This is a genomic window from Sedimentitalea sp. XS_ASV28, assembly GCF_041224545.1.
GTDB lineage: Bacteria > Pseudomonadota > Alphaproteobacteria > Rhodobacterales > Rhodobacteraceae > Sedimentitalea.
Window position 1 is genome coordinate 54496 of record NZ_JBGFGP010000157.1, and the last position, 19195, is coordinate 73690.

Genomic DNA, 19195 nt, shown 5'->3' on the forward strand with positions numbered 1-19195 from the left:
ATGTCCCGGATCACGTTCGAGCCATGGGAACCCGAGGAAAGCATCGGGAAACTGTGGCATGCCTTCGCCAGCCGCCTGGATGCGCCTGAGGCGCACGGGGGAGCCGCGGTCGACCTGTCCGAGGTCGGCGGGCGGCTGGCGGTTCTTTTCCGCGGTCTGGGCGGGCACTCATCCGTCGAACTGCGCCCGGTGTCGGAAGAGACAAGTCACCACCGGCTAAGCTGGCGGCGAAAACTCGGTACGGCGGCCGAATTGATACCACGTGCCAGCTTTGACGGAGAAGTACTGCGCCTGCCGGCGCGGCTGTCCGTCTTGCCGACACGCGAAGCCAATGCCGCGCTCTATGTCTGGCTCGCGGCGGTCGCGGCGCATGCGCCAAAGCGCGCGTTTGACGATGATCCATTGCGCAGCGATATTCTTGCGTTGCGCGCAGCGCGAAAAATGACCGCAAGAACACTGCGAAACGCTCCGGGCTTGCACAAACTCCATGACGCGCTGGCCGAGGCGATCCGCATCCGGCGTCCGGACCCCAAACTTCCAGCTGCCGAAGCACGGGTCGAAGCCGCGATACGCCACATGCTCGGTGCCCCGCTATCCGACGATGCCCGCCCGCTATGGACTGCGATCGAACGCGGCGATTTATCGGACATTTCCGCGCCGCGCGGCTACCGCCGGTTCCGGCCTGTACCGCTCTGGCCGGAACTGCGCCCCATCGAAATCAGCGCCCGGCACGAAAACGACGGGTCTGAAACCGGCGAAACGCCCCCAGACGATAGCGAGGGCAAGACACATCGCGCCCGCCGCCGCAAATCCGATCAGGCCGAACGCAGCGACAGCTTTATCCTCCACAAGTTCGAAGCGATCCTGTCCTGGGCCGAATTTCTCAACATCAACCGGCGCGTCGATGACGACGACCCGGAAAACGCGCGCAAGGCCGCCGATGACCAGGACGAAATCGGGCTGGGGCAAATCACCAAGGCACCGCCGACCAAGCTGAAACTTCACCTCGATCTTGCACCGGAGGATGTCGATCGCGAGCGTCTGTCACACAGGCTGACCTATCCGGAATGGGATTGTCGCACCGGCGCATACCTTCCCGATCACACCTGCGTTCTGGCATCCGTGGCCCCGCCCGCGGACGAAACCTATGCACATGATCCCGCCGCTACGCGGCGCATACGTGCGGTCAAACGTCAATTCGAGGCGCTGTGCCCTGCCCGCGTGACGACACGCGGCCATCTGGATGGTGACTCGCTGGATATCGAGGCCGTCGTGCGGTCCGAGGCGGATCGCCACGCCAGTGGCGAAGGCAGCGAACGCGTATGGATGCAGACCCGCCCCGAGGCCCGTGATCTGGCGGTGTCGATCCTGCTCGACATGTCGCGTTCGACGGAAAGCGCCGTGACCGGCCGCGCCGTGGTCGATATCGAGCGCGAAGCCCTGAACGCCCTCGCCTGGGGACTGGATGCCTGTGGTGACGATTTTGCCATTCACGCCTTTTCGTCGCTCAAGCGGCATCGGGTCTACGTGCAGACCTGCAAGGGCTTTGACGAACCGATGGATCAGACCGTCGAGCGCCGCCTTGGCGGCTTGCGACCCGGATTTTACACCCGCATGGGGGCGGCGATCCGGCACGTATCGACAGAGCTGGCCGATCAGGGGCGCAGACGGCGGCTGTTGATCCTGATCACCGACGGCAAGCCCAATGACCTTGACCACTACGAAGGCCGCCACGGAATCGAGGATACCGCCATGGCCATCCGCGAAGCCCGCAGGGCCGGTCAGGCGGTCTTTGGCATCGCGGTCGACAGTGACGCCAAATCGTGGTTTCCCCGGATGTTCGGTCAGGGCGGTTTCGCGGTGATCCCGAACCCGGAAAAGCTGATCTTTGCGTTGCCGCGCATCTATCGTCAGCTGGTCGGCGCGTGAGCGGCGCGCGCGGCCCCGAGACGTTGCCGGGCGATCTGATGATGTGGGTGCTCATCGTCAGCGAACTTCTGGTCTTTGCCGCCGGACTCACGGCCTTTCTCGCGGTGCGGCTTGTCGATCCCGCCGGCTTTGCCGAAGCGCAGGATCACCTGTTTCGCACCGGTGCGGCACTGAACACCGCGATCCTGATCACAAGCGGCTTTTTCGCAGCACAAGCGCTTGTCTGGCGTCGCAAACAGAAACGAATGCTGGCGCGACTCGCTCTGGTTGCTGCGGCGATACTGGGCGTCGTGTTTCTGGGCATCAAAGGTGCCGAATACGCCTCAAAGGCGGCACAGGGTATCGCATGGGACAGCCATCCATTCTTTACCTTCTACTACGGATTGACCGGATTTCACGCCGCCCATGTCGCGGCGGGCGCGCTGTTGCTGTTGCTGGTGGCATGGCGCGACAGGCCCGAGAATATCGAAGCGGCGGCGATGTTCTGGCATATGGTCGATCTTGTGTGGGTGCTGCTGTTCCCTGTCATCTACCTGCTGGGATGAGGCGGATGAATTTTTCCAGACCATTGCTGATTGCCTGGGGGACATTGATCGGCCTAAGTCTTCTGGCTGCTCTGGTTACCCTGTCCCCATTGCCGCGTTGGGCGGGGGCGGGGCTTGTTCTCTTGCTGGCGCTCTTCAAGGCGCGACTGATCCTCGCGCGGTATCTCGATCTGCAAGGCGCGCCGGGATGGCTGGCCGGTGCCACGCTGGCCTTTACGCTCTGGGCCCTGTTGGCCTACGCGCTCTATCTGCTCCCGTTCATCGTGACCTGACCCATAGGTGTCCCATCACCGGTGCCACGCATCCGCCGGGTCGCTTTCCACGACGCCGCGCAACCGCCTGATGTCGGAAATCTCCGCGTGGTTGCGCGCGATGGTGACACCGGAGTCCTTGAGGCGCGCAAAGGCCCGGCTCAGGCTCTCGGGTTTCATGCCAAGTCGTCCCGCAATCAGCACCTTGTCATAGGGCAACGTCACGCGGCATTCATCTTCCCCGTCCTCGCACAGTTCGAGCAGGAAACGCGCGACACGTTGCGCACCCGTTTCCGCCTTGAGTTGTTCGAGCTGCGATACCAGCGAGTGAAGATGATTGAAGGTCGATGCCAGTATCGAAATACTGACCTCCGGATCGCGGCGGATCAGCTGAATCAGCGCGTCACCCGGGATCAGAACGGTCGTGCAGGCGGTCGCGGCCTCGGCCGACACCGGATATGTTCCCTGCCGCAGCGCGACCGGCTCACCCATGCTTTCGCCCTTGGTGAAGACACCCACCACGGCCTCGGAACCGTTTGGCGCGATGCGATACAGCTTGACCCATCCCTCTAGAACCACGTGAATGCCCGGACAAGGCTCGCCCTGAATGAACAGGGTTTCTCCGCGTTCACTGCTCCGGAACACGCCGCGCGACAGCACCGTCTCGATATGCTCGTCGGGAAGTGAGCGGATAAACATGGCATTTCGCGCAATCGCTTTATGGGCTTCGTGCACCGAAATACTCCTCTCGATGTGATCGCCTGGACCCTACACCAAGACTGCGCAAGCCGCACCCCCGTAACGCAGAGACCGGCACTTGACTAATGTCATGGAGACCAGGGCCGCCCTTTGCCAGATTGCAATCTGACAGCGCAGAACCGGGAGCCGGACCATTGAATTTTCAAGAGTTTTTTCACACTCGCCTGAACGCGCTCCACGCCGAGGGCAATTATCGGGTATTCGCGGAACTGCAACGCGATTGTGGCGGTTTTCCTGCGGCAAAACAATATACTGGCCGCCGCGCGCGCAAGGTGACGATCTGGTGTTCGAACGACTATCTCGGCATGGGTCAGCATCCGGCAGTGCTCGAGGCGATGCACGCGGCCATCGACCGCTGCGGTGCCGGCGCGGGTGGCACGCGCAACATATCGGGCACGACCCACGATCATGTGTTGCTTGAACGTGAACTCGCGGATTTGCACGGCAAGGAAGCCGCGCTTCTGTTCACGTCCGGTTACGTTTCCAACTGGGCCGCGCTTGGCACGCTGGCGGCGCAGATTCCCGGCTGCATCGTGTTCTCAGACGCGCTCAACCACGCAAGCATGATCGAAGGCATACGTCATTCCCGCGCTGAAAAGGTGATCTGGAAACACAACGACCTCGCCGATCTCGAAGCCAAACTTTCCGCCGCCCCTAGGGATGCGCCGAAATTGATCGCGTTCGAGTCGGTCTACTCGATGGACGGGGACATTGCTCCGATCAGGGAAATCTGCGACCTCGCCGATCGGTTCGGCGCGATGACATATCTCGACGAGGTTCACGCCGTCGGACTCTACGGGCCGCGCGGCGGCGGCATCGCAGAACGCGAGGGCCAGATGCACCGGTTGACCGTTATCGAAGGCACGCTTGGCAAGGCCTTTGGCGTCGTCGGCGGTTATATCGCCGCCTCTGCTGCGCTGTGTGATTTCGTGCGCAGCTTTGCCTCCGGGTTCATCTTTACCACGGCTCTCCCACCTGCGGTCGCCGCCGCAGCGGCTGCTTCGGTGCGCCACCTCAAGAGCTCTTCGGTCGAACGTGAAATGCACCGCGAACGTGTCGCGCAGCTGCGCGCACAGCTGGATGCCCGCGACATTCCGCATCTGGACAATCCCAGCCATATCATCCCCGTCATCGTCGGCGATCCGGTAAAATGCAAATTTGTCAGCGACACATTGCTGGGCGAGTTCGGGCTTTATATCCAGCCGATCAACTATCCCACGGTGCCCAAGGGAACCGAGCGGCTCAGGATCACGCCATCCCCGGTGCACAACGATCACGATGCCGCCAACCTTGCCGATGCCCTGTCAACATTATGGCAACGGTGCCAGATCGCACGCATGCCCATAGCGGCCCAGTAAAACGCGTTGGAAGAACGGTGTCACCGACCGCCCCGAGGCGGGCGCCATCACATGCGCCCTGCCTGTTGTTTCGATTGTCGGATAGTGAGAATGGCGGCCCGGCCACTTCCGCGCGACCGGGAGTCATCCGCCGCTCATTCCGTCAGCCGTCAGACGGTGACACCGTCACGAGATAGGCGGCCATGTCTTCCGGATTCTTCCGGTGCTTGTAGGTCATCTTGGTCTTGACCTTGGATTCGCCCAACGTTTCCGACAGCCACGCCTTTGGATCGGTGATATAGGCGGCGAGATTCTCTTCGTCCCAGACCAGTCCGGTCTCGCCGACCGCGACGAGCGAGTCGCCATAGCGAAAATCGGCCTCTGATCCGACAACACGACCGATTATCCCGTACAGGTTCGGGCCGGTCTTGCCGCCCTTCTGGATCACGGTTCCATCTGTCGCGATAATGGCATGGCAGGATTTGCAGAGTTTGAAATCGGACTCGCCCGTGTCGGCATCTCCGGCAAACGCCGCCCCCGTCAGCATCGGCAGAATGGCCAGAACCGGAACGATTTGCTTGATCCCCATGGCGAAACTCCTCTGGTTACAGACGTGTCAGAGGTACAGGCTCTCAAGGCGGGCATCCTTGACTTTGCTCAAGAGCGCTTCTGCCTCGGCCCTGTCAGCGGCCAGACACAATCCGGTGGACACCGCATCCGCAAGCGCCGCGCTGTGCGCGCTGACCGAGACCTGGCGAACTGCCGGGACCGCCACACGACCATCGCGCGGATCAATGATATGTCCGACCCGGCCGGCCCGATCCATCGTCGTGCCCAGCGGCGCCGATGTCGCCAACGCACGACCGGAAAGACGTCTGGCGCGGGACTCGCCCTGAATCGTGACCGGCCAGCCGTGACCGTTGCCCTCAGACCCCATGGCAAAGATCTCACCCGTGTCGATCAGCACATCCTCAACCCCCTCGGAGCGCATCAGTCGGCCAATCCGGTCAGCGATATACCCCTGTGCAATTCCGTTCAGCGTCAGTTCCTGCCCGCCATCAAGCGAAACACCACGCGGCTCGAAATGCACGCGTTCAAAACCGATGCGGGCGCGCAGGGTCTCGATCACCTCCTGCCGCGGCCCCTGCGCCCGGCGATGAGACAGGGCAAGCGCCCGCCACAGGGGTTGAACCGTCGGATCGAACCGCCCATCGGTCACAGCATGCGCATGTCTCGCGATCGCGAGGCAATCCAGCAGTTCAGAGGACGGAGCCTGCAACACGCCGGTCGCGTTCAACCGGGAAAGTTCCGAATTCGGGCGAAAAAGGCTGAAAATATCCTCGAGCCGGTCGATCTCCAACCGCGCCGCCTCGGCAATCGATATGGCGCGGGGATGATCCAGCACGATCTGTGCACGCGCGCCCAGAGCCGTGCCCTGCCAGCGGAAAGCCTGCGCCGCAGTCGCGACAAGACAGCTTGCAGAAGCGATGGTCAGAAATCGGCGTCGCGTGACAGGCATGGCCAAAGCCCCCGGTTCCATCCGCCGGGCACAGCCCCGCAGAGTGCATACACACGACAGCTATCGCCTTGCCGCGAAAGTTTGCTTGACTTTGATCAAACACCGGCAGCCGCATGCAGGCGACGGATCGTCGATCTGCCCGTGGCTGGCCGGTCGGATGACATCCCGAAACCGTCCTGACTTCAATCGTCCCTAGCGATGTTGCAGATAGTCCGCGACGACGTATCCCGACTCTTGCCCGACGGTCAGACCGATCCAATCCCGACCACCCTGCGTATAGGTCGTGGACCAGTCCGGTATCGTGACGACCGTGCCGCTGGGCAGGACCCTGAGAACCTCGCCCCCTGGCGAGGCCCGCATATTCAGGTTGGCGGTCGTGACAACGGTTTCACCGGCCAGGAATCCGCCACCGCGAGCGGAGCTGGCGGTATGCGCCGTCGGTTCACCGGTAGGTGCCTGCGCCGCATCCATGAATTTCTTCAGGGCGCTGGCTTCGGCGTCGAAGATGTCCTGTTCACGACTGAAATACGGGCCAACGCCGATCACCACCAGTTCGTAGTCGCCGATGGTTTCGGGGAGTTGCACGCCAACCGGTTCGGGTTCGCTCCATCGTTGCGACGCGGTCGAACCGAACAGTATCGACTGTGCCACATGGTTGCCTTGCGGATCCAGCGCCGGTTTGTACAGATTTTCCAGCCAGCCATGGGTCTGGCTGTTGCCGTTGAAGACCTGGGGGGTGCCAGGTGCGGTCGGCGTGCGCAGACCGAACCCCGCCGGCTCGTACTCGCGGGCGACCTTCCAGGCGACAGTCCGCAGATACTCCGCCTGTGCCCCGGAAACGGATTGCGTTTCCAGGCTCGGTCCCGCCAACAGGTCATCCGGATCCCGGCCGTGGATGACCGCATAGGCCAGGCTGGCCATGCCGTAGTTGCCCACCGGACTGAGGTGGAGATCATCCGCGAACAGATCATCTATGCTGTTGATCCCGGTGGCGTTCCCGGAGGAAATGTCACGCATCACCTGCAGGATGAATTCATAACCCGGAATGATCTGGACCGCGGGCTGACCCGGTGCAAGACCGGTGTTCAGCCGGTCACGCAATTCTTCAAAAGCCGATTTATGCGCCAACAGCCTTTGCTCATACCCGTCCGGTGACCGGAAATCAGGCCAGTTGCCAAAAATCATCACTTCCGGCCGGGACGCAACCGTTGTCGGAGCAGGCATCGTGTTTTGCCCGACTGCGGCGACGTCCATCAGCATCGCGGGCCAGTTGCGCAACGCATCGGGCGTCGGGTCGGCCATGTCCGCGACCTTGAAAAAATCATAAACCCGCTCGCCATCGGGCGAGAAGAACTGATCCTGCCATTGACCTTGCAGGCCCGGCCCGCATTCCCGATAGCCATCCCGCACGCAATCGGACATGATCTTCGCCGCCTCTTCGGTCCATCCTGCGATATAGTCGGCATGAATCTTCGTTCCCTGAGGCGCGTCGTACATCAAATCCGACGCAAACCGCCAATCGGAATCGAAAGGCACACCGGTCCATTTCAGGTTCTGGGTCAATTGCGGAATCGTATACGGGTGCGAGGCGGGGCAGCTTCCGGCGGAATAGGCAACATGGCTCGTTCCCCCCGGACTGGTCAGGATGGGATCGCCGTTGGCGTCGACCGCAACACAATCGGGAAAACGGATTTCGACGGTAAGACCATCATCCGGGAAAACGCGGAAAGTGGCAGACCAGATCTCTTCGTTCACAGAACTGACGGCAACTCCCGACGATCCCAGCACGTCGTCATTGGCAAGAATTTGCAGCCCCTGCGGTATGGGGTTGATCTTGCTGCGATCCGTCACCCAGCTTTTGTAATAATTGTTGACCAGCGTCGGCAAGACAACTTCACCGGCCTCGTTGAACAGCGCCGGAATCCAATAGGCCGACCGGTTGGTGATGCCGCCGTCACACGACGACCGCCCCGAATTGATGATGCTCTCGCTCGTGCTGTAGGCTGTGACGTCCGTGTTTCCAAAGAACATATGCAGATGCGCGGCACCTTCGATCCCCGGGTAGACGACGGGATCATCGTAGGAATAATGGGTCGGCACACAGAAAAAGCGGAAACCGTGATGATCGAGATCGGCATTGCCGCCCTGCGGCGCGGGCATCGAACTCTCAGACGTTCCGCGCGTTACCACATAGTTGAAATCCGACGGATCCACCATCTCACGGCCCGCGCCGTGTTTCATTCCCTCTGCGGTCAGAGAGCCCGCAAACACAGTCATCGAGACGAGAGCCAACATGCCGATAGCGAACGCGCCAACATGCCGATTGCCAGTATTGAAACCAATGAACATCTTACCACCCAAAAGCGACCTGAACCCCGCCCTGCCGTATCGAAGGCCAGCACTCATCGCATTTCTTGTCAACCAGTGCGTCTCGCGATCAACTTGAAACATGAGGTATAAATCAACACGTTGAAATCTACGATTCGAGGCAGTGCAAATTGGTTCAATCATATCGCGAAACGCGTTTGAGCATCAATGCGGCAGCGCAATCTCAGCCGGAATTCGCCATCGCGCTGGTGTGATGCGACCTCGGGCAAGACGCCCATGAAACAGTCATGCAAACAAGTCGATTCAGTATGGAAAAACTGGAGCGGGCGGCGGGAATCGAACCCGCATCTCTTGCTTGGAAGGCAAGGGTCTTACCATTACACAACGCCCGCTCAGCGGAACCATCTCCTATGTCAGGCAAGCCATGACGTCAAGTGGCTCAGATGGCATCAGCGGTACGGAAGGAACAGGACAGTGCGGCGCGTCATTCCGCCCGCGTTGAATGGAGCGCTCTCCACGCGACAGCGAAAGCATCCGGGCCGGATGGCGTTCTTTGATCCTGACCAATGGACGCTGGCGGGACAGCGATAACAGGCGACACAAGGGAACAATCATCTGCCATTTGCGCCGGTCAATCGCGGTGTCCGGGCGGTCGACACGTTGACCGTGCGAGGTCTTTCAGGGACTACTCGGATATGAACGACACCGCTTGCCCACCGCAAGAGGATACCGGGAGGACTGGACCACTCATCATGCGCTCGAAATGCCTGCATGACAGGAACCTGTTGGTTTGAAGAAAACCCACTCGCCATTGCTGCGATCCTATCACTCGTGGATCGCGAATGAATCGCTTGAGGACTACTCGCTGCGATACGCGGCCCGGTCTTTTCGCAAATGGTCGCCCGCCATCATTGCCAACACCGCTCTTGGAGGGATTTCATTCCTGGCGCTCGAGGCCATCGGCGGTGCGATCACGCTGAGCTACGGGTTTGCAAACGCGTTCCCCGCGATACTCGTGGCGATCGTCTTCATTTTCGTGGCCAGTTTTCCGATCGCCTATTATTCGAGCCGGTACAATATCGATATGGACCTGCTGACCCGTGGCGCGGGCTTTGGATATGTCGGATCGACGATAACCTCTCTCGTCTATGCCACGTTCACGTTCATATTCTTCGCTCTCGAAGGCGCGATCATGGCGCAGGCCCTGCTGCTTCTGGCCGGCATTCCTCTTGTTCTGGGCTATCTGATATCGTCCATCATCATCATTCCGATCACCTTCATGGGCGTGACGATGATCAACCGCGTTCAATTGATCAGCCAGCCCGTCTGGGTGGTGATGCAATTGCTCCCCTTTGCATATATTCTCTATGAGGATCCGGACACCATCCGGCGCTGGACCAGCTTCCTCGGGTCACAGGAGGGGGGTGACCGGTTCAACATTCTGTCCTTTGGCAGCGCCCTTGGGATCCTGTTCGCTCTGTCGATCCAGATTGGCGAACAGGTCGACTATCTTCGCTTTCTGCCCGACAAGACCGAAAAGAACGGCGTGGCCTGGTGGGCGGCGGTCATCTTTGCCGGTCCCGGTTGGATTCTGGTCGGCGGGCTGAAGATCCTGTTCGGCAGTTTTCTCGCAGTGCTGGCGATATCGGCGGGATTGCCCAAGACCACCGCGCTGGAACCGGTTCACATGTATATTCAGGCATATGAATACGTCAGCGCCGATCCCGCCGTTGTGCTGGCCGCCGCGACGATCTTTGTCGTCATTTCGCAAATCAAGATCAACATCACCAACGCCTACGCAGGATCGCTGGCCTGGTCCAACTTCTTTTCCCGGGTGACGTTGTATCATCCGGGGCGTGTCGTCTGGCTGTTGTTCAATATCATGATTTCCCTGCTGCTGATGCTGCTCGGGGTTTTCGACACGCTCGAAATCGTACTGGCGATCTATTCGGTGATCGCCGCCGCCTGGGTCGGCGCGATCTTTGCCGACCTGGCAGTCCTGAAGCCGCTCGGCATAAGCCCCTCGTTTACGGAATTCAAACGCGCCTACCTGCCTGATTTCAATCCCGTGGGTTGCGGCGCGATGGCACTGGCCTCTCTGGTGGCATTCATCGTTTTCGCAGGATTCTTCGGAACCCTTGCACAGGCCTATGCAGCGCCATTGGCGTTTGTTGTGGCCCTGCTCTCCGCCGTGGCCATCGGCATCGCCACGCGGGGGTGCTATTACATCGCCCGTCCGTCGACGCCCTCGACCGAACCCGAGAAGGCGACCATCATCTGCGAGCTCTGCGGTTTCGAATATGAACGCCCCGATATGGCGCATTGTCCGTTCTACCAACGCCCGATCTGTTCGCTGTGCTGTAGCCTGGAATCGCATTGTCACGATATGTGCAAATCGCCCAAGGTCGAGGAATCCATAGATTTCGGGCACCGCTCCGGCGGCTTGGGAGCAAAGATCGCGCCCAATACCGTCAAGCGCTTTATCAAGGCGGCCGGTGTGTTTCTGGCGTTGACAGTTGTTGTCGGTGCGGCAATCCTGATCAGCTACCGCCTGATCGAGCCCAATCTCGATGCGCCCCAACTGCATGGCGGCCTCCTGTTGCTCGGGGTCTTTCTCGCCCTGCTGCCGCTATTGGCCGTCGGCACATGGTGGATCGTGTTATCCCATGAAAGTCGCGAACTTGTAGAGCGGGACCTGTTGTACTCGATGGAAGATCTGGCCAAGGCGCAAAAGGACCTCGCCGCAAATGAACGTCTTGCGGCCATCGGCCAGGTGACCGCCACTGTCAGTCACGAATTGCGAAATCCGCTGGGGACTCTGGTGAACTCCGCCGATGTGCTGAGCCGTTCGCTGGCCGGGAAAGAGGCGGAAACGCAAGGCGAGCTGGACAGATTGCAGCGCAATGCGTGGCGCTGCGTCAAGATCATTGATGATCTGCTGGATTTCTCGCGCAATTACTCGTTCTACACGGTCGAGATCGAGCTGGATGGATGGGTCAAACGGGCGCTCGCAGACATGGACCCGGCCATACAGGATTGTGTGGTGCTGGATCTCGGGTCTGGCGGCACAATTCTCGCGGACAGCGAGAGGTTGAGACAGGCCTTCGTCAATATCCTCAACAACGCGGTGCAAGCCTGCGATCTGTCCAAGACGGACGCCCCGATCAGGGTGACGACATTTTCCACGGCAGAGGAGGTCGTGCTGGAGGTGAAGGATCAGGGGACAGGCATGACCGAAGAGGTTCAGCGCCGCATGTTCGAGCCGCTTTTCAGTACGAATTCATTCGGTGTCGGTCTTGGCATGCCTTTGGTCAAACGCATCATCGAGCATATGGGCGGCACTGTGAATGTCGTCAGTGAAGTCGGCTCCGGAACCACGGTTCAGTGCCGGCTGCCGCATGCCGGGAGCGATGACAAATGAGCGGGGTGGCGCGCCGGATGGTCCTGATCGTCGATGACGACATAGATTTTTCGGAAAGCCTGAGCCGATTGCTTACACTCGAACACTATGACGTGCTGACCGCCGACAGCGTGGAAACCGCGATTGATGCCGTGAAGCAGCACGAGGTCACGGTCGCGCTAGTGGATATTCGTCTCGGCACGGGCAATGAAGGGTTGGAGGTGGTCCGCGAGCTGCGCCGGATCTATCCGGATCTCATGTGCCTGATGATCACCGCATTCGTGTCGGTCGAGACCGCCATTCAGGCGTTGCAGGCCGGAGCCTACGATTATCTGTCCAAGCCGTTTCACCGGGAAGACATGCTTTCGACACTGGATCGGTGTTTCGAGCGGATCGAGTTGGTGAACGCGCAGAAACAGACCGTGGCCCGCTTGCGCCAAAAGCAGCAAATGGAGGCGCTCGGACAGTTGGCCAGCGGGGTTGCACATGATTTCAACAATATTCTCGCGGTGCTGCTGAGCAATTTGCGCCTGCTGGAAGAACGCATGGGAACGTCGCACCCTGAATTCAGTGAACTGGTCAGCGAGGCGATCGGCGCAACGCTGTCGGGCGGCGATCTGACCTCGCGCCTGCTGAATTTCGGGTCGCGGCCGGATGATGAGACACAACAGGTCGATCTGCTCGGGATGCTGCCCGACTTCGCGACCATGCTGCAAAGAACCCTGGGACAAAGATGGGATACGCGCGTCGATCTTCCGGCGCGACTCGCATCGATCGAGGTCTCGCGCGGGCTGCTGGAAACCAGTTTGCTGAACCTTGCACTGAACGCACGTGATGCGATGCAGAACAGCGGGACCGTCATCATCGGGGCAAGAGAGCATCGTGTCGCTGGTGGGCGCGCGAACGCGGGCGCTCACGAGACCGCAGGCGATTTCGTGGCAATCTCGGTTACCGATACCGGACCCGGGATGTCACCCGATGTGCGCGCACGCGCGTTCGAGCCGCTGTTCACGACCAAGAAACGCGGAGACGGCAACGGGCTTGGACTGACGATGGTCGAGAGTTTTGTCCGTACCCACGGCGGCTGGATCGAGATCGACAGCGTCGAGGGACGCGGCACGATCGTTACGATGTTCCTGCCCGTCCGCTTGCGGGCCTATCCCGGCGGCGCGAACACATAGCCGATCCCCCGCACGGTTTTTATGAACTTCGCGTCGCCCGCGCCATCGCCCAGCTTGCGGCGGATTTTTCCGATCAGCACATCAACGCTGCGATCATAGGGCGACCACGAGCGGCTCGAAACGATGTCGAGGATCTGTTCGCGGGTCAGAACCCGCCCCCGTCGCTGCACGAGCGCACGCAGCACCTCGAACTCGCGACTGGTCAGCCGGGAGCGCTCTCCGTTCGGGGCGCGCAGTTCGTAGCCCTCGGGATCAAGTTGCCAACCGCAAAAGCTGAGCATGGGACTGCGGCTCTTCGTTTCGGGCTCTGGTTCGACCCGCCCGGCATACCGTCGCATCACGGTGCGCATTCTGGCCAGCAATTCGCGCGGTTCGAACGGTTTGGTGACATAATCATCCGCGCCGAGTTCCAGGCAGACGACCTTGTCAATCGTGGTATTCTTGCCCGACACAATAATCAGCGGGCAGTCGTACTGCACGCGCAGCCGCCGCGCCAGTGTCACCCCGTCCTCACCCTGAGGAAAACCCAGATCCAGCAGAACCAGGTTGAAGGTGTCATCAGCCAGCGCGCGACGCATCTTGCGCCCTTCATGCGCCGTCTGCACGACATAGCCTTCATCTCCCAGAAAACGCTTGAGAAAGGTGCAGATGCCGCGGTCGTCGTCCACGACCAAAACCTTGTTCAAGTTCTTCCCCCCAACCGTGTGAAATCAGGTTATTCCAAATCCCGCTCGCAAGTCGACCTGCTTGAAAGTCGGTTGACCCCCCAAAACCCCGCGAAATCCGGGATATGTGCGCAACGACGATGGACAATTGCAACGCAACGCGTGTAAGCCACTGAAAATCAACAAACCTGACCAGAGCGCATGCCTGTCACCAAGGATGTCAGCCCGCTCTCGGTTACAAAAGTTTACAAAAATCCCGCTGACGGAGCAAAGTGCGATTACACGCCGTTGCTAGAAATTTTCCCTATCCGTGCGGTGCAAGACGCCTCGCGCCGGATCAGCAATCATGGGCGCGATCATGGCGCCCGTAGCAGTCAGGGAGATGAGCGATATGCCAAGAACAGTATTTGAAGTTGACCTAAACAAGGCGCCGGAAGATCACGATATCAAGACGCACAACCGTTGGCACCCGGATATTCCATTCGTCGAAATGTTGAAACCCAACGAGACGGTCCGCGTCGAATGTCATGACTGGACCGGCGGGCAGATCGGCAACAACGACAGCGCAAACGATATCCGCGATGTCGACCTGACACGGGTGCATTATCTGAGCGGGCCGTTCGGCGTCGAAGGTGCGGAGCCGGGAGACCTGCTGGTGGTCAACATACTGGATCTTGGCGCCAAATCAGACTCGGAGTGGGGCTTCAACGGCCTCTTCGCCAAGGAAAACGGCGGTGGGTTTCTGACCGAGCATTATCCGAACGCCAGCAAATCCTGCTGGGATTTCGAGGGCATCTATACGACATCACGGCATATCCCCGGTGTGCGATACCCGGGCATCATTCATCCGGGGCTGATTGGCTGTCTCCCGAATCGCAAGCTTCTCGAAGAAGCAAACCGGCGCGAAAACGAACTGGTCGCGACCGATCCCGACCGGGTGCCCCCCCTGGCCGCCCTGCCCTATTCGGACACCGCTCTCATGGGACAGATGAGTGGCGGCGCGCGGGACCAAGCCGCAGCGGAAGCATGGCGGACGGTGCCGCCGCGCGAACATGGCGGTAACTGCGACATCAAGAACCTGTCGCGCGGATCGAAGGTCTACTTCCCGGTCTATGTAAAGGGCGCGGGACTTTCGATGGGTGATATCCACTTCTCGCAAGGTGATGGAGAAATTACCTTCTGCGGCGCCATCGAGATGGCCGGATGGATCGATATCAGCGTCGATGTGATCAAGGGCGGCATGGCCAAGTACAATGTCGTCAACCCGATCTTCAAGCCAAGCCCGATAGACCCGCATTTCGATGACTACCTGATCTTCGAGGGCATCTCGGTCGATGAGCACACCGGCGAACAATACTATCTCGACGCGCATGTCGCCTATCGCCGGGCCTGCCTGAATGCCATCGAGTACCTGAAGAAATTCGGTTATTCGGGCGAGCAGGCCTATATGATCCTGGGCACCGCACCGGTCGAAGGGCGTATTGCCGGCATTGTCGATATCCCCAATGTCTGCGCGACACTGGCGATTCCGACCGCGATCTTCGATTTCGACATCAACCCGAATTCGAGCGGACCGACCCATCAGGTCTCTGGCGCAGACGTGGCTAAGGCCAGCTAGCCCCTCTGCCACCTGACAAGAAAACGTGCGGCCGGAGCAATATATACCGGCCGCCCGACCAATGGGGAAGGAACAAGAATGCTTGGATTTCTATTGCTGTATGTCGGGGTCGTCCTGTTTCTGAACGGCCTTTGGCTGTCGGAAAAAATCGAGGATCGCGAAATCGTCGTCATCAACGTCGTGTCGGGTATCGTCGCTCTCCTGGTTGCGCTCGCCTCGATCTTCGGAACCGACGCCAATGAAGGCTCGATCCGTGCCGGCGCCCTGACCTTGCTGTTTGCGACCACCTATTTCTGGGTGGCTTACAACCGCCTTGTCCCGGTGAATGGGAACGGGCTGGGATGGTTCAGTCTGTTTGTCTCCATCACGGTCCTGCCCGTCGCGGTGAGGACCTTTGCCACCGCCACGACCGCGCTCGACCTCTGGATGGGGGTCAACTGGGTCATCTGGTCCGTACTGTGGTTCATGTATTTTCTGCTGCTTGCGATGCAGCGACCGATCCTGCGCGCGACAGCCGCCGTGACCCTGTTCGCGGGCATCATCACAGGCTGGATACCCGGCTTCCTGATCCTGGACGGGTTTCTTTGATGGGGCCGCAGCCTCACAACTGCGCAACGAAAATCTTCTGAAGTGAGATGACACATGCCGATCTATACATACACATGCGACAGCTGTGGCTCCTTTGACAGCTGGAACACGATCAACGACGCCTCTGACGAAATAAACTGTCCCACCTGCACCAGAGCCAGCCCACGTCAGGTAGCGCTGCCAGGGCTGAACCTGATGAACTCGACCTTGCGCGGGTACATGTCCCGGTCGGAGAAAAGCGGAAGCGAGCCCCGTGTGGTAAACAAGAAACACCTCGCCGGCTGTGGCTGCCCGATGTGCAAGATCGGAAAGCCGAAGGAACGACCGACACGATACAAATGGATGATCGGTCATTGAGATGGAATGACACTGCGGACATCGTACTCACGTGGACTGATTTTCCGGCGTTTGCCGGCATAGCCTACCATTCCGATCAGCATCAGCCGGTCGATTGGCGTCGCTGTCTGCCAAGGTGTTTAGATAGCTGCGATAGGGCACTCTCGGGACTCGGCTTCGTTCAGAGTCAGGAGACATGACCGGTCCATCCATCGCGGTTGAGAAACATATTTCCACTCCGCACATGACGGTCATCAGTGCTCAGCTTGTCGCGCGACCCGAGGAAAAGCATGTGTGGATGCGCCATACGCGCATCCGCGATCCCGAAAGGGCGACCAGACATGTCACCGCTCCGTTTTGGGACCCGTGAAGCGCACACCAAGCCTGAAATCGATGGAATCTGCCCCAAAACGCGCCGCGTTAACGACAGCGTAATTTGAAACATTCCACTTCCTGCACTATATTGAAGTCAAAACAAGAATAAGTGTCGAGTGTGATTGCTATGAATTCTGTCCTTCACGCGGTTTGGGAGTTCTTTCCCGGCCCCCTGCTGCAACGTCCCAAGAAACTTCAGATCGGAGCGCTTTGCCATCGGGGCGAGGGCGACGAACGGGAGTATCTGCTTATCACCAGCAGGGATACGGGGCGCTGGATCATTCCCAAGGGGTGGCCGATCCGCGGACTGAAATCGCATGAAACCGCGTTGCGCGAAGCCTGGGAAGAGGCCGGTGTCACCGGTAGCAAGGCGGCAAACGAGCCGATCGGAACCTATAGCTACAACAAGCGGCACGACACGGGCTATGCGTCACCGGTCGAAACGCTGGTCTACTCGGTTGCCGTGGGTGGGCTGCTTGACGAGTTTCCCGAAGCGCATGAACGCCGCCGGATTTGGGTTGACGCCGCAACAGCCGCCGAACTGGTAAACGAAGAAGAACTCAAACAGATATTTCGCCGTCAAATCGCAAACTGACAAAGCCGGTTTTGACCACTTGGCAATCCCGCGCCGAAAGCGTTATTTGTCATATTCCGCCGATTGGAGATGACACATAATGGCAGAGCAGCAGGGCGATCCGCGCCACCTGGAGACGCTTGATCGCGACCTTGCGCGGTTTTCAACACTGGAACTGGCGACGACCTACGTATCGCGGCCCATGGTCGGGATCGGCGTCTCGCTGTGTTTCATCCTTCTGACCGGCGTCGCGGTGCTGTCCTTCTTCGGACAGGACAGCAATCCTGTTGTCGTTGTGATCGCCGCCTGTCTCGGCGCATACATGGCGCTGAATATCGGTGCCAATGACGTGGCCAACAACATGGGGCCGGCGGTCGGGGCCAAGGCACTCTCGATGTCCGCGGCAATCGGGATCGCCGTCGTCTGTGAAAGTGCCGGCGCCCTGATTGCTGGCGGCGACGTGGTGGAGACCATCGCCAAGGGGATAACCGCACCGGAAAGTATCGGAACCGACACGATCTTTGTCTGGGCCATGATGGCGGCGCTGCTGTCTGCCGCGCTCTGGGTCAATCTCGCGACGTGGATCGGTGCACCCGTATCCACGACCCATTCCGTGGTCGGCGGGGTCATGGGCGCGGGGGTCGCGGCGGCGGGCTTCTCCGCCGTCAGCTGGCCAACAATGGGCGCGATCGCGGCAAGCTGGGTGATTTCACCCGTTCTGGGCGGCACGATCGCGGCTCTTTTCCTGTGGCTCATCAAGTCGCGGATTATCTATCAGGACGACAAGATTGCCGCCGCCCGCGTCTGGGTTCCCTTTCTCGTCGGTATCATGGCGGCTGCGTTCGCGTCCTACCTTGCGCTGAAGGGTCTCAAGCAGATCATCCACGTATCGCTCTCGGCGGCGCTGGCCATCGGGCTTGTCTGCGGCGCCGTGACCTGGCTTGCGATGATCCCGGTCGTGCGGCGGCAATCTGTCGGGCTGGAGAACCGGAACAAATCGCTCAAGGTCCTGTTCGGCATCCCGCTGGTGATTTCGGCGGCGTTGCTCAGCTTCGCACATGGAGCGAATGACGTCGCGAACGCGGTCGGACCGCTCGCCGCCATCGTTTACGCCTCTCAATCCGGCGATTTGGGAAGCGCCATCAGCATCCCGACCTGGGTCATGGTGATCGGGGCCTTCGGAATTTCGTTCGGGCTGTTCCTGTTCGGGCCGAAGCTGATCCGCATGGTCGGCGGCCAGATTACCAAGCTCAACCCGATGCGTGCCTATTGCGTTGCATTGTCGGCGGCACTCACCGTCATCGTGGCCAGCTGGCTTGGCCTGCCCGTCAGTTCGACACATATCGCCGTTGGCGGCGTATTCGGTGTGGGCTTCTTTCGTGAATGGCACTCCGAGCAGCGCATTCGCAAGGCACAGGCGAAATTCCCCGACAGACCCGTTTACGCACCCGAAGAACGCAAACGCAGAAAGCTGGTGCGCAGGTCGCACTTCATGACCATCATCGCCGCCTGGGTCATCACGGTTCCCGCCGCCGCAATCCTTTCGGCAGTCATCTTCTATCTGATCAACACGACGCTCCCATGACAACGCGCGCCACCGGTTAAAGCGTTTCGTCGCTCATCGAAGACATATCCTGCGAACCTTGGGTCCAGCCTCATTGATCGTCAAAGAAGCTAGAAGAGGACGGTAGCAGCCAGGGCGACGGCGGAGAGGACTGTCTTCGCGCATCTGTCGTAGCGTGTGGCCACGCGACGCCAATCCGTCAAACGGCCAAACATGATCTCGCGGT

17 protein-coding genes, 1 tRNA gene and 1 pseudogene are annotated in these 19195 nt (G+C 59.9%); 12 read left to right on the forward strand and 7 right to left on the reverse strand.

Going from position 1 to position 19195, the window contains the following annotated elements:
* Genes AB9K34_RS17075 through AB9K34_RS17085 form a run of 3 tightly spaced genes read left to right on the forward strand, consistent with a single transcriptional unit; the run spans nucleotide 1 to nucleotide 2746 of the window.
* The gene (locus AB9K34_RS17075) at nucleotides 1-1929 is read left to right on the forward strand and encodes a nitric oxide reductase activation protein NorD (protein WP_369955636.1); all 1929 of its coding nucleotides are present in this window, start codon (nucleotides 1-3) and stop codon (nucleotides 1927-1929) included.
* A 38-nt stretch (nucleotides 1930-1967) separates the two neighbouring features.
* Nucleotides 1968-2474, forward strand: coding sequence for a cytochrome c oxidase subunit 3 (locus tag AB9K34_RS17080; RefSeq protein WP_369955656.1), 507 nt, complete (start codon nucleotides 1968-1970; stop codon nucleotides 2472-2474).
* Nucleotides 2475-2479: 5 nt separating this feature from the next.
* Nucleotides 2480-2746, forward strand: coding sequence for a cytochrome C oxidase subunit IV family protein (locus AB9K34_RS17085; protein ID WP_369955657.1), 267 nt, complete (start codon nucleotides 2480-2482; stop codon nucleotides 2744-2746).
* A gap of 15 nt (nucleotides 2747-2761) precedes the next feature.
* Here the strand turns inward: AB9K34_RS17085 and AB9K34_RS17090 are convergent, their stop codons facing one another.
* Nucleotides 2762-3424, reverse strand: coding sequence for a Crp/Fnr family transcriptional regulator (locus AB9K34_RS17090; RefSeq protein WP_369955637.1), 663 nt, complete (start codon nucleotides 3422-3424; stop codon nucleotides 2762-2764).
* Nucleotides 3425-3618: 194 nt separating this feature from the next.
* Here AB9K34_RS17090 and hemA point away from each other — a divergent pair, with 194 nt between their 5' ends.
* Nucleotides 3619-4842 carry a 5-aminolevulinate synthase gene (gene hemA / locus AB9K34_RS17095; RefSeq protein ID WP_369955638.1) on the forward strand — a complete coding sequence of 408 codons (1224 nt, stop codon included), beginning with the start codon at nucleotides 3619-3621 and terminating at the stop codon, nucleotides 4840-4842.
* A gap of 142 nt (nucleotides 4843-4984) precedes the next feature.
* On the opposite strand, the gene AB9K34_RS17100 is transcribed toward hemA, so the two are convergent.
* The 4 genes from AB9K34_RS17100 to AB9K34_RS17115 all read right to left on the reverse strand — a co-directional run bounded on the left by AB9K34_RS17100 (nucleotide 4985) and on the right by AB9K34_RS17115 (nucleotide 9060).
* On the reverse strand, nucleotides 4985-5410 hold the full coding sequence (locus AB9K34_RS17100) for a cytochrome c family protein (protein ID WP_369955639.1): 426 nt from the start codon (nucleotides 5408-5410) through the stop codon (nucleotides 4985-4987).
* A gap of 27 nt (nucleotides 5411-5437) precedes the next feature.
* On the reverse strand, nucleotides 5438-6340 hold the full coding sequence (locus AB9K34_RS17105; protein ID WP_369955640.1) for an FAD:protein FMN transferase: 903 nt from the start codon (nucleotides 6338-6340) through the stop codon (nucleotides 5438-5440).
* 192 nt (nucleotides 6341-6532) lie between these two features.
* Nucleotides 6533-8617 (reverse strand): DUF1996 domain-containing protein, encoded by a 2085-nt coding sequence (locus AB9K34_RS17110; RefSeq protein ID WP_369955641.1) that lies wholly within the window; start codon nucleotides 8615-8617, stop codon nucleotides 6533-6535.
* A gap of 369 nt (nucleotides 8618-8986) precedes the next feature.
* Nucleotides 8987-9060: transfer RNA gene (locus AB9K34_RS17115), tRNA-Gly, on the reverse strand.
* A gap of 398 nt (nucleotides 9061-9458) precedes the next feature.
* Here AB9K34_RS17115 and AB9K34_RS17120 point away from each other — a divergent pair.
* Together AB9K34_RS17120 and AB9K34_RS17125 are read left to right on the forward strand one after the other, a co-directional pair.
* The gene (locus tag AB9K34_RS17120; protein WP_369955642.1) at nucleotides 9459-12089 is read left to right on the forward strand and encodes an ATP-binding protein; all 2631 of its coding nucleotides are present in this window, start codon (nucleotides 9459-9461) and stop codon (nucleotides 12087-12089) included.
* Nucleotides 12086-13249, forward strand: a complete 1164-nt coding sequence (locus AB9K34_RS17125) for a sensor histidine kinase (RefSeq protein ID WP_369955643.1) — start codon at nucleotides 12086-12088, stop codon at nucleotides 13247-13249. Before AB9K34_RS17120 ends, AB9K34_RS17125 begins: the two co-directional genes overlap by 4 nt.
* Here AB9K34_RS17125 and AB9K34_RS17130 read toward each other — a convergent pair.
* On the reverse strand, nucleotides 13225-13935 hold the full coding sequence (locus AB9K34_RS17130; RefSeq protein ID WP_369955644.1) for a response regulator: 711 nt from the start codon (nucleotides 13933-13935) through the stop codon (nucleotides 13225-13227). The two genes, AB9K34_RS17125 and AB9K34_RS17130, sit on opposite strands and share 25 nt — an antisense overlap.
* A 370-nt stretch (nucleotides 13936-14305) precedes the next feature.
* Here AB9K34_RS17130 and fmdA point away from each other — a divergent pair, with 370 nt between their 5' ends.
* The 6 genes from fmdA to AB9K34_RS17160 all read left to right on the forward strand — a co-directional run bounded on the left by fmdA (nucleotide 14306) and on the right by AB9K34_RS17160 (nucleotide 18990).
* Complete coding sequence (fmdA, locus tag AB9K34_RS17135) at nucleotides 14306-15532, forward strand: formamidase (RefSeq protein ID WP_369955645.1); 1227 nt, start codon at nucleotides 14306-14308, stop codon at nucleotides 15530-15532.
* A gap of 78 nt (nucleotides 15533-15610) precedes the next feature.
* Entirely contained in the window at nucleotides 15611-16120 is a 510-nt protein-coding gene (locus AB9K34_RS17140) for an AmiS/UreI family transporter (RefSeq protein ID WP_369955646.1), read from the forward strand.
* Nucleotides 16121-16174: 54 nt separating this feature from the next.
* The gene (locus tag AB9K34_RS17145; protein WP_369955647.1) at nucleotides 16175-16477 is read left to right on the forward strand and encodes an FmdB family zinc ribbon protein; all 303 of its coding nucleotides are present in this window, start codon (nucleotides 16175-16177) and stop codon (nucleotides 16475-16477) included.
* Nucleotides 16478-16652: 175 nt separating this feature from the next.
* Entirely contained in the window at nucleotides 16653-16826 is a 174-nt protein-coding gene (locus AB9K34_RS17150) for a hypothetical protein (protein ID WP_369955648.1), read from the forward strand.
* A gap of 132 nt (nucleotides 16827-16958) precedes the next feature.
* Nucleotides 16959-17426, forward strand: a complete 468-nt coding sequence (locus AB9K34_RS17155) for an NUDIX hydrolase (RefSeq protein ID WP_369955649.1) — start codon at nucleotides 16959-16961, stop codon at nucleotides 17424-17426.
* A gap of 79 nt (nucleotides 17427-17505) precedes the next feature.
* Nucleotides 17506-18990 carry an inorganic phosphate transporter gene (locus AB9K34_RS17160; RefSeq protein WP_369955650.1) on the forward strand — a complete coding sequence of 495 codons (1485 nt, stop codon included), beginning with the start codon at nucleotides 17506-17508 and terminating at the stop codon, nucleotides 18988-18990.
* 89 nt (nucleotides 18991-19079) lie between these two features.
* Here AB9K34_RS17160 and AB9K34_RS17165 read toward each other — a convergent pair.
* A pseudogene (locus AB9K34_RS17165) lies at nucleotides 19080-19195 on the reverse strand (IS5/IS1182 family transposase); the annotation flags it as partial.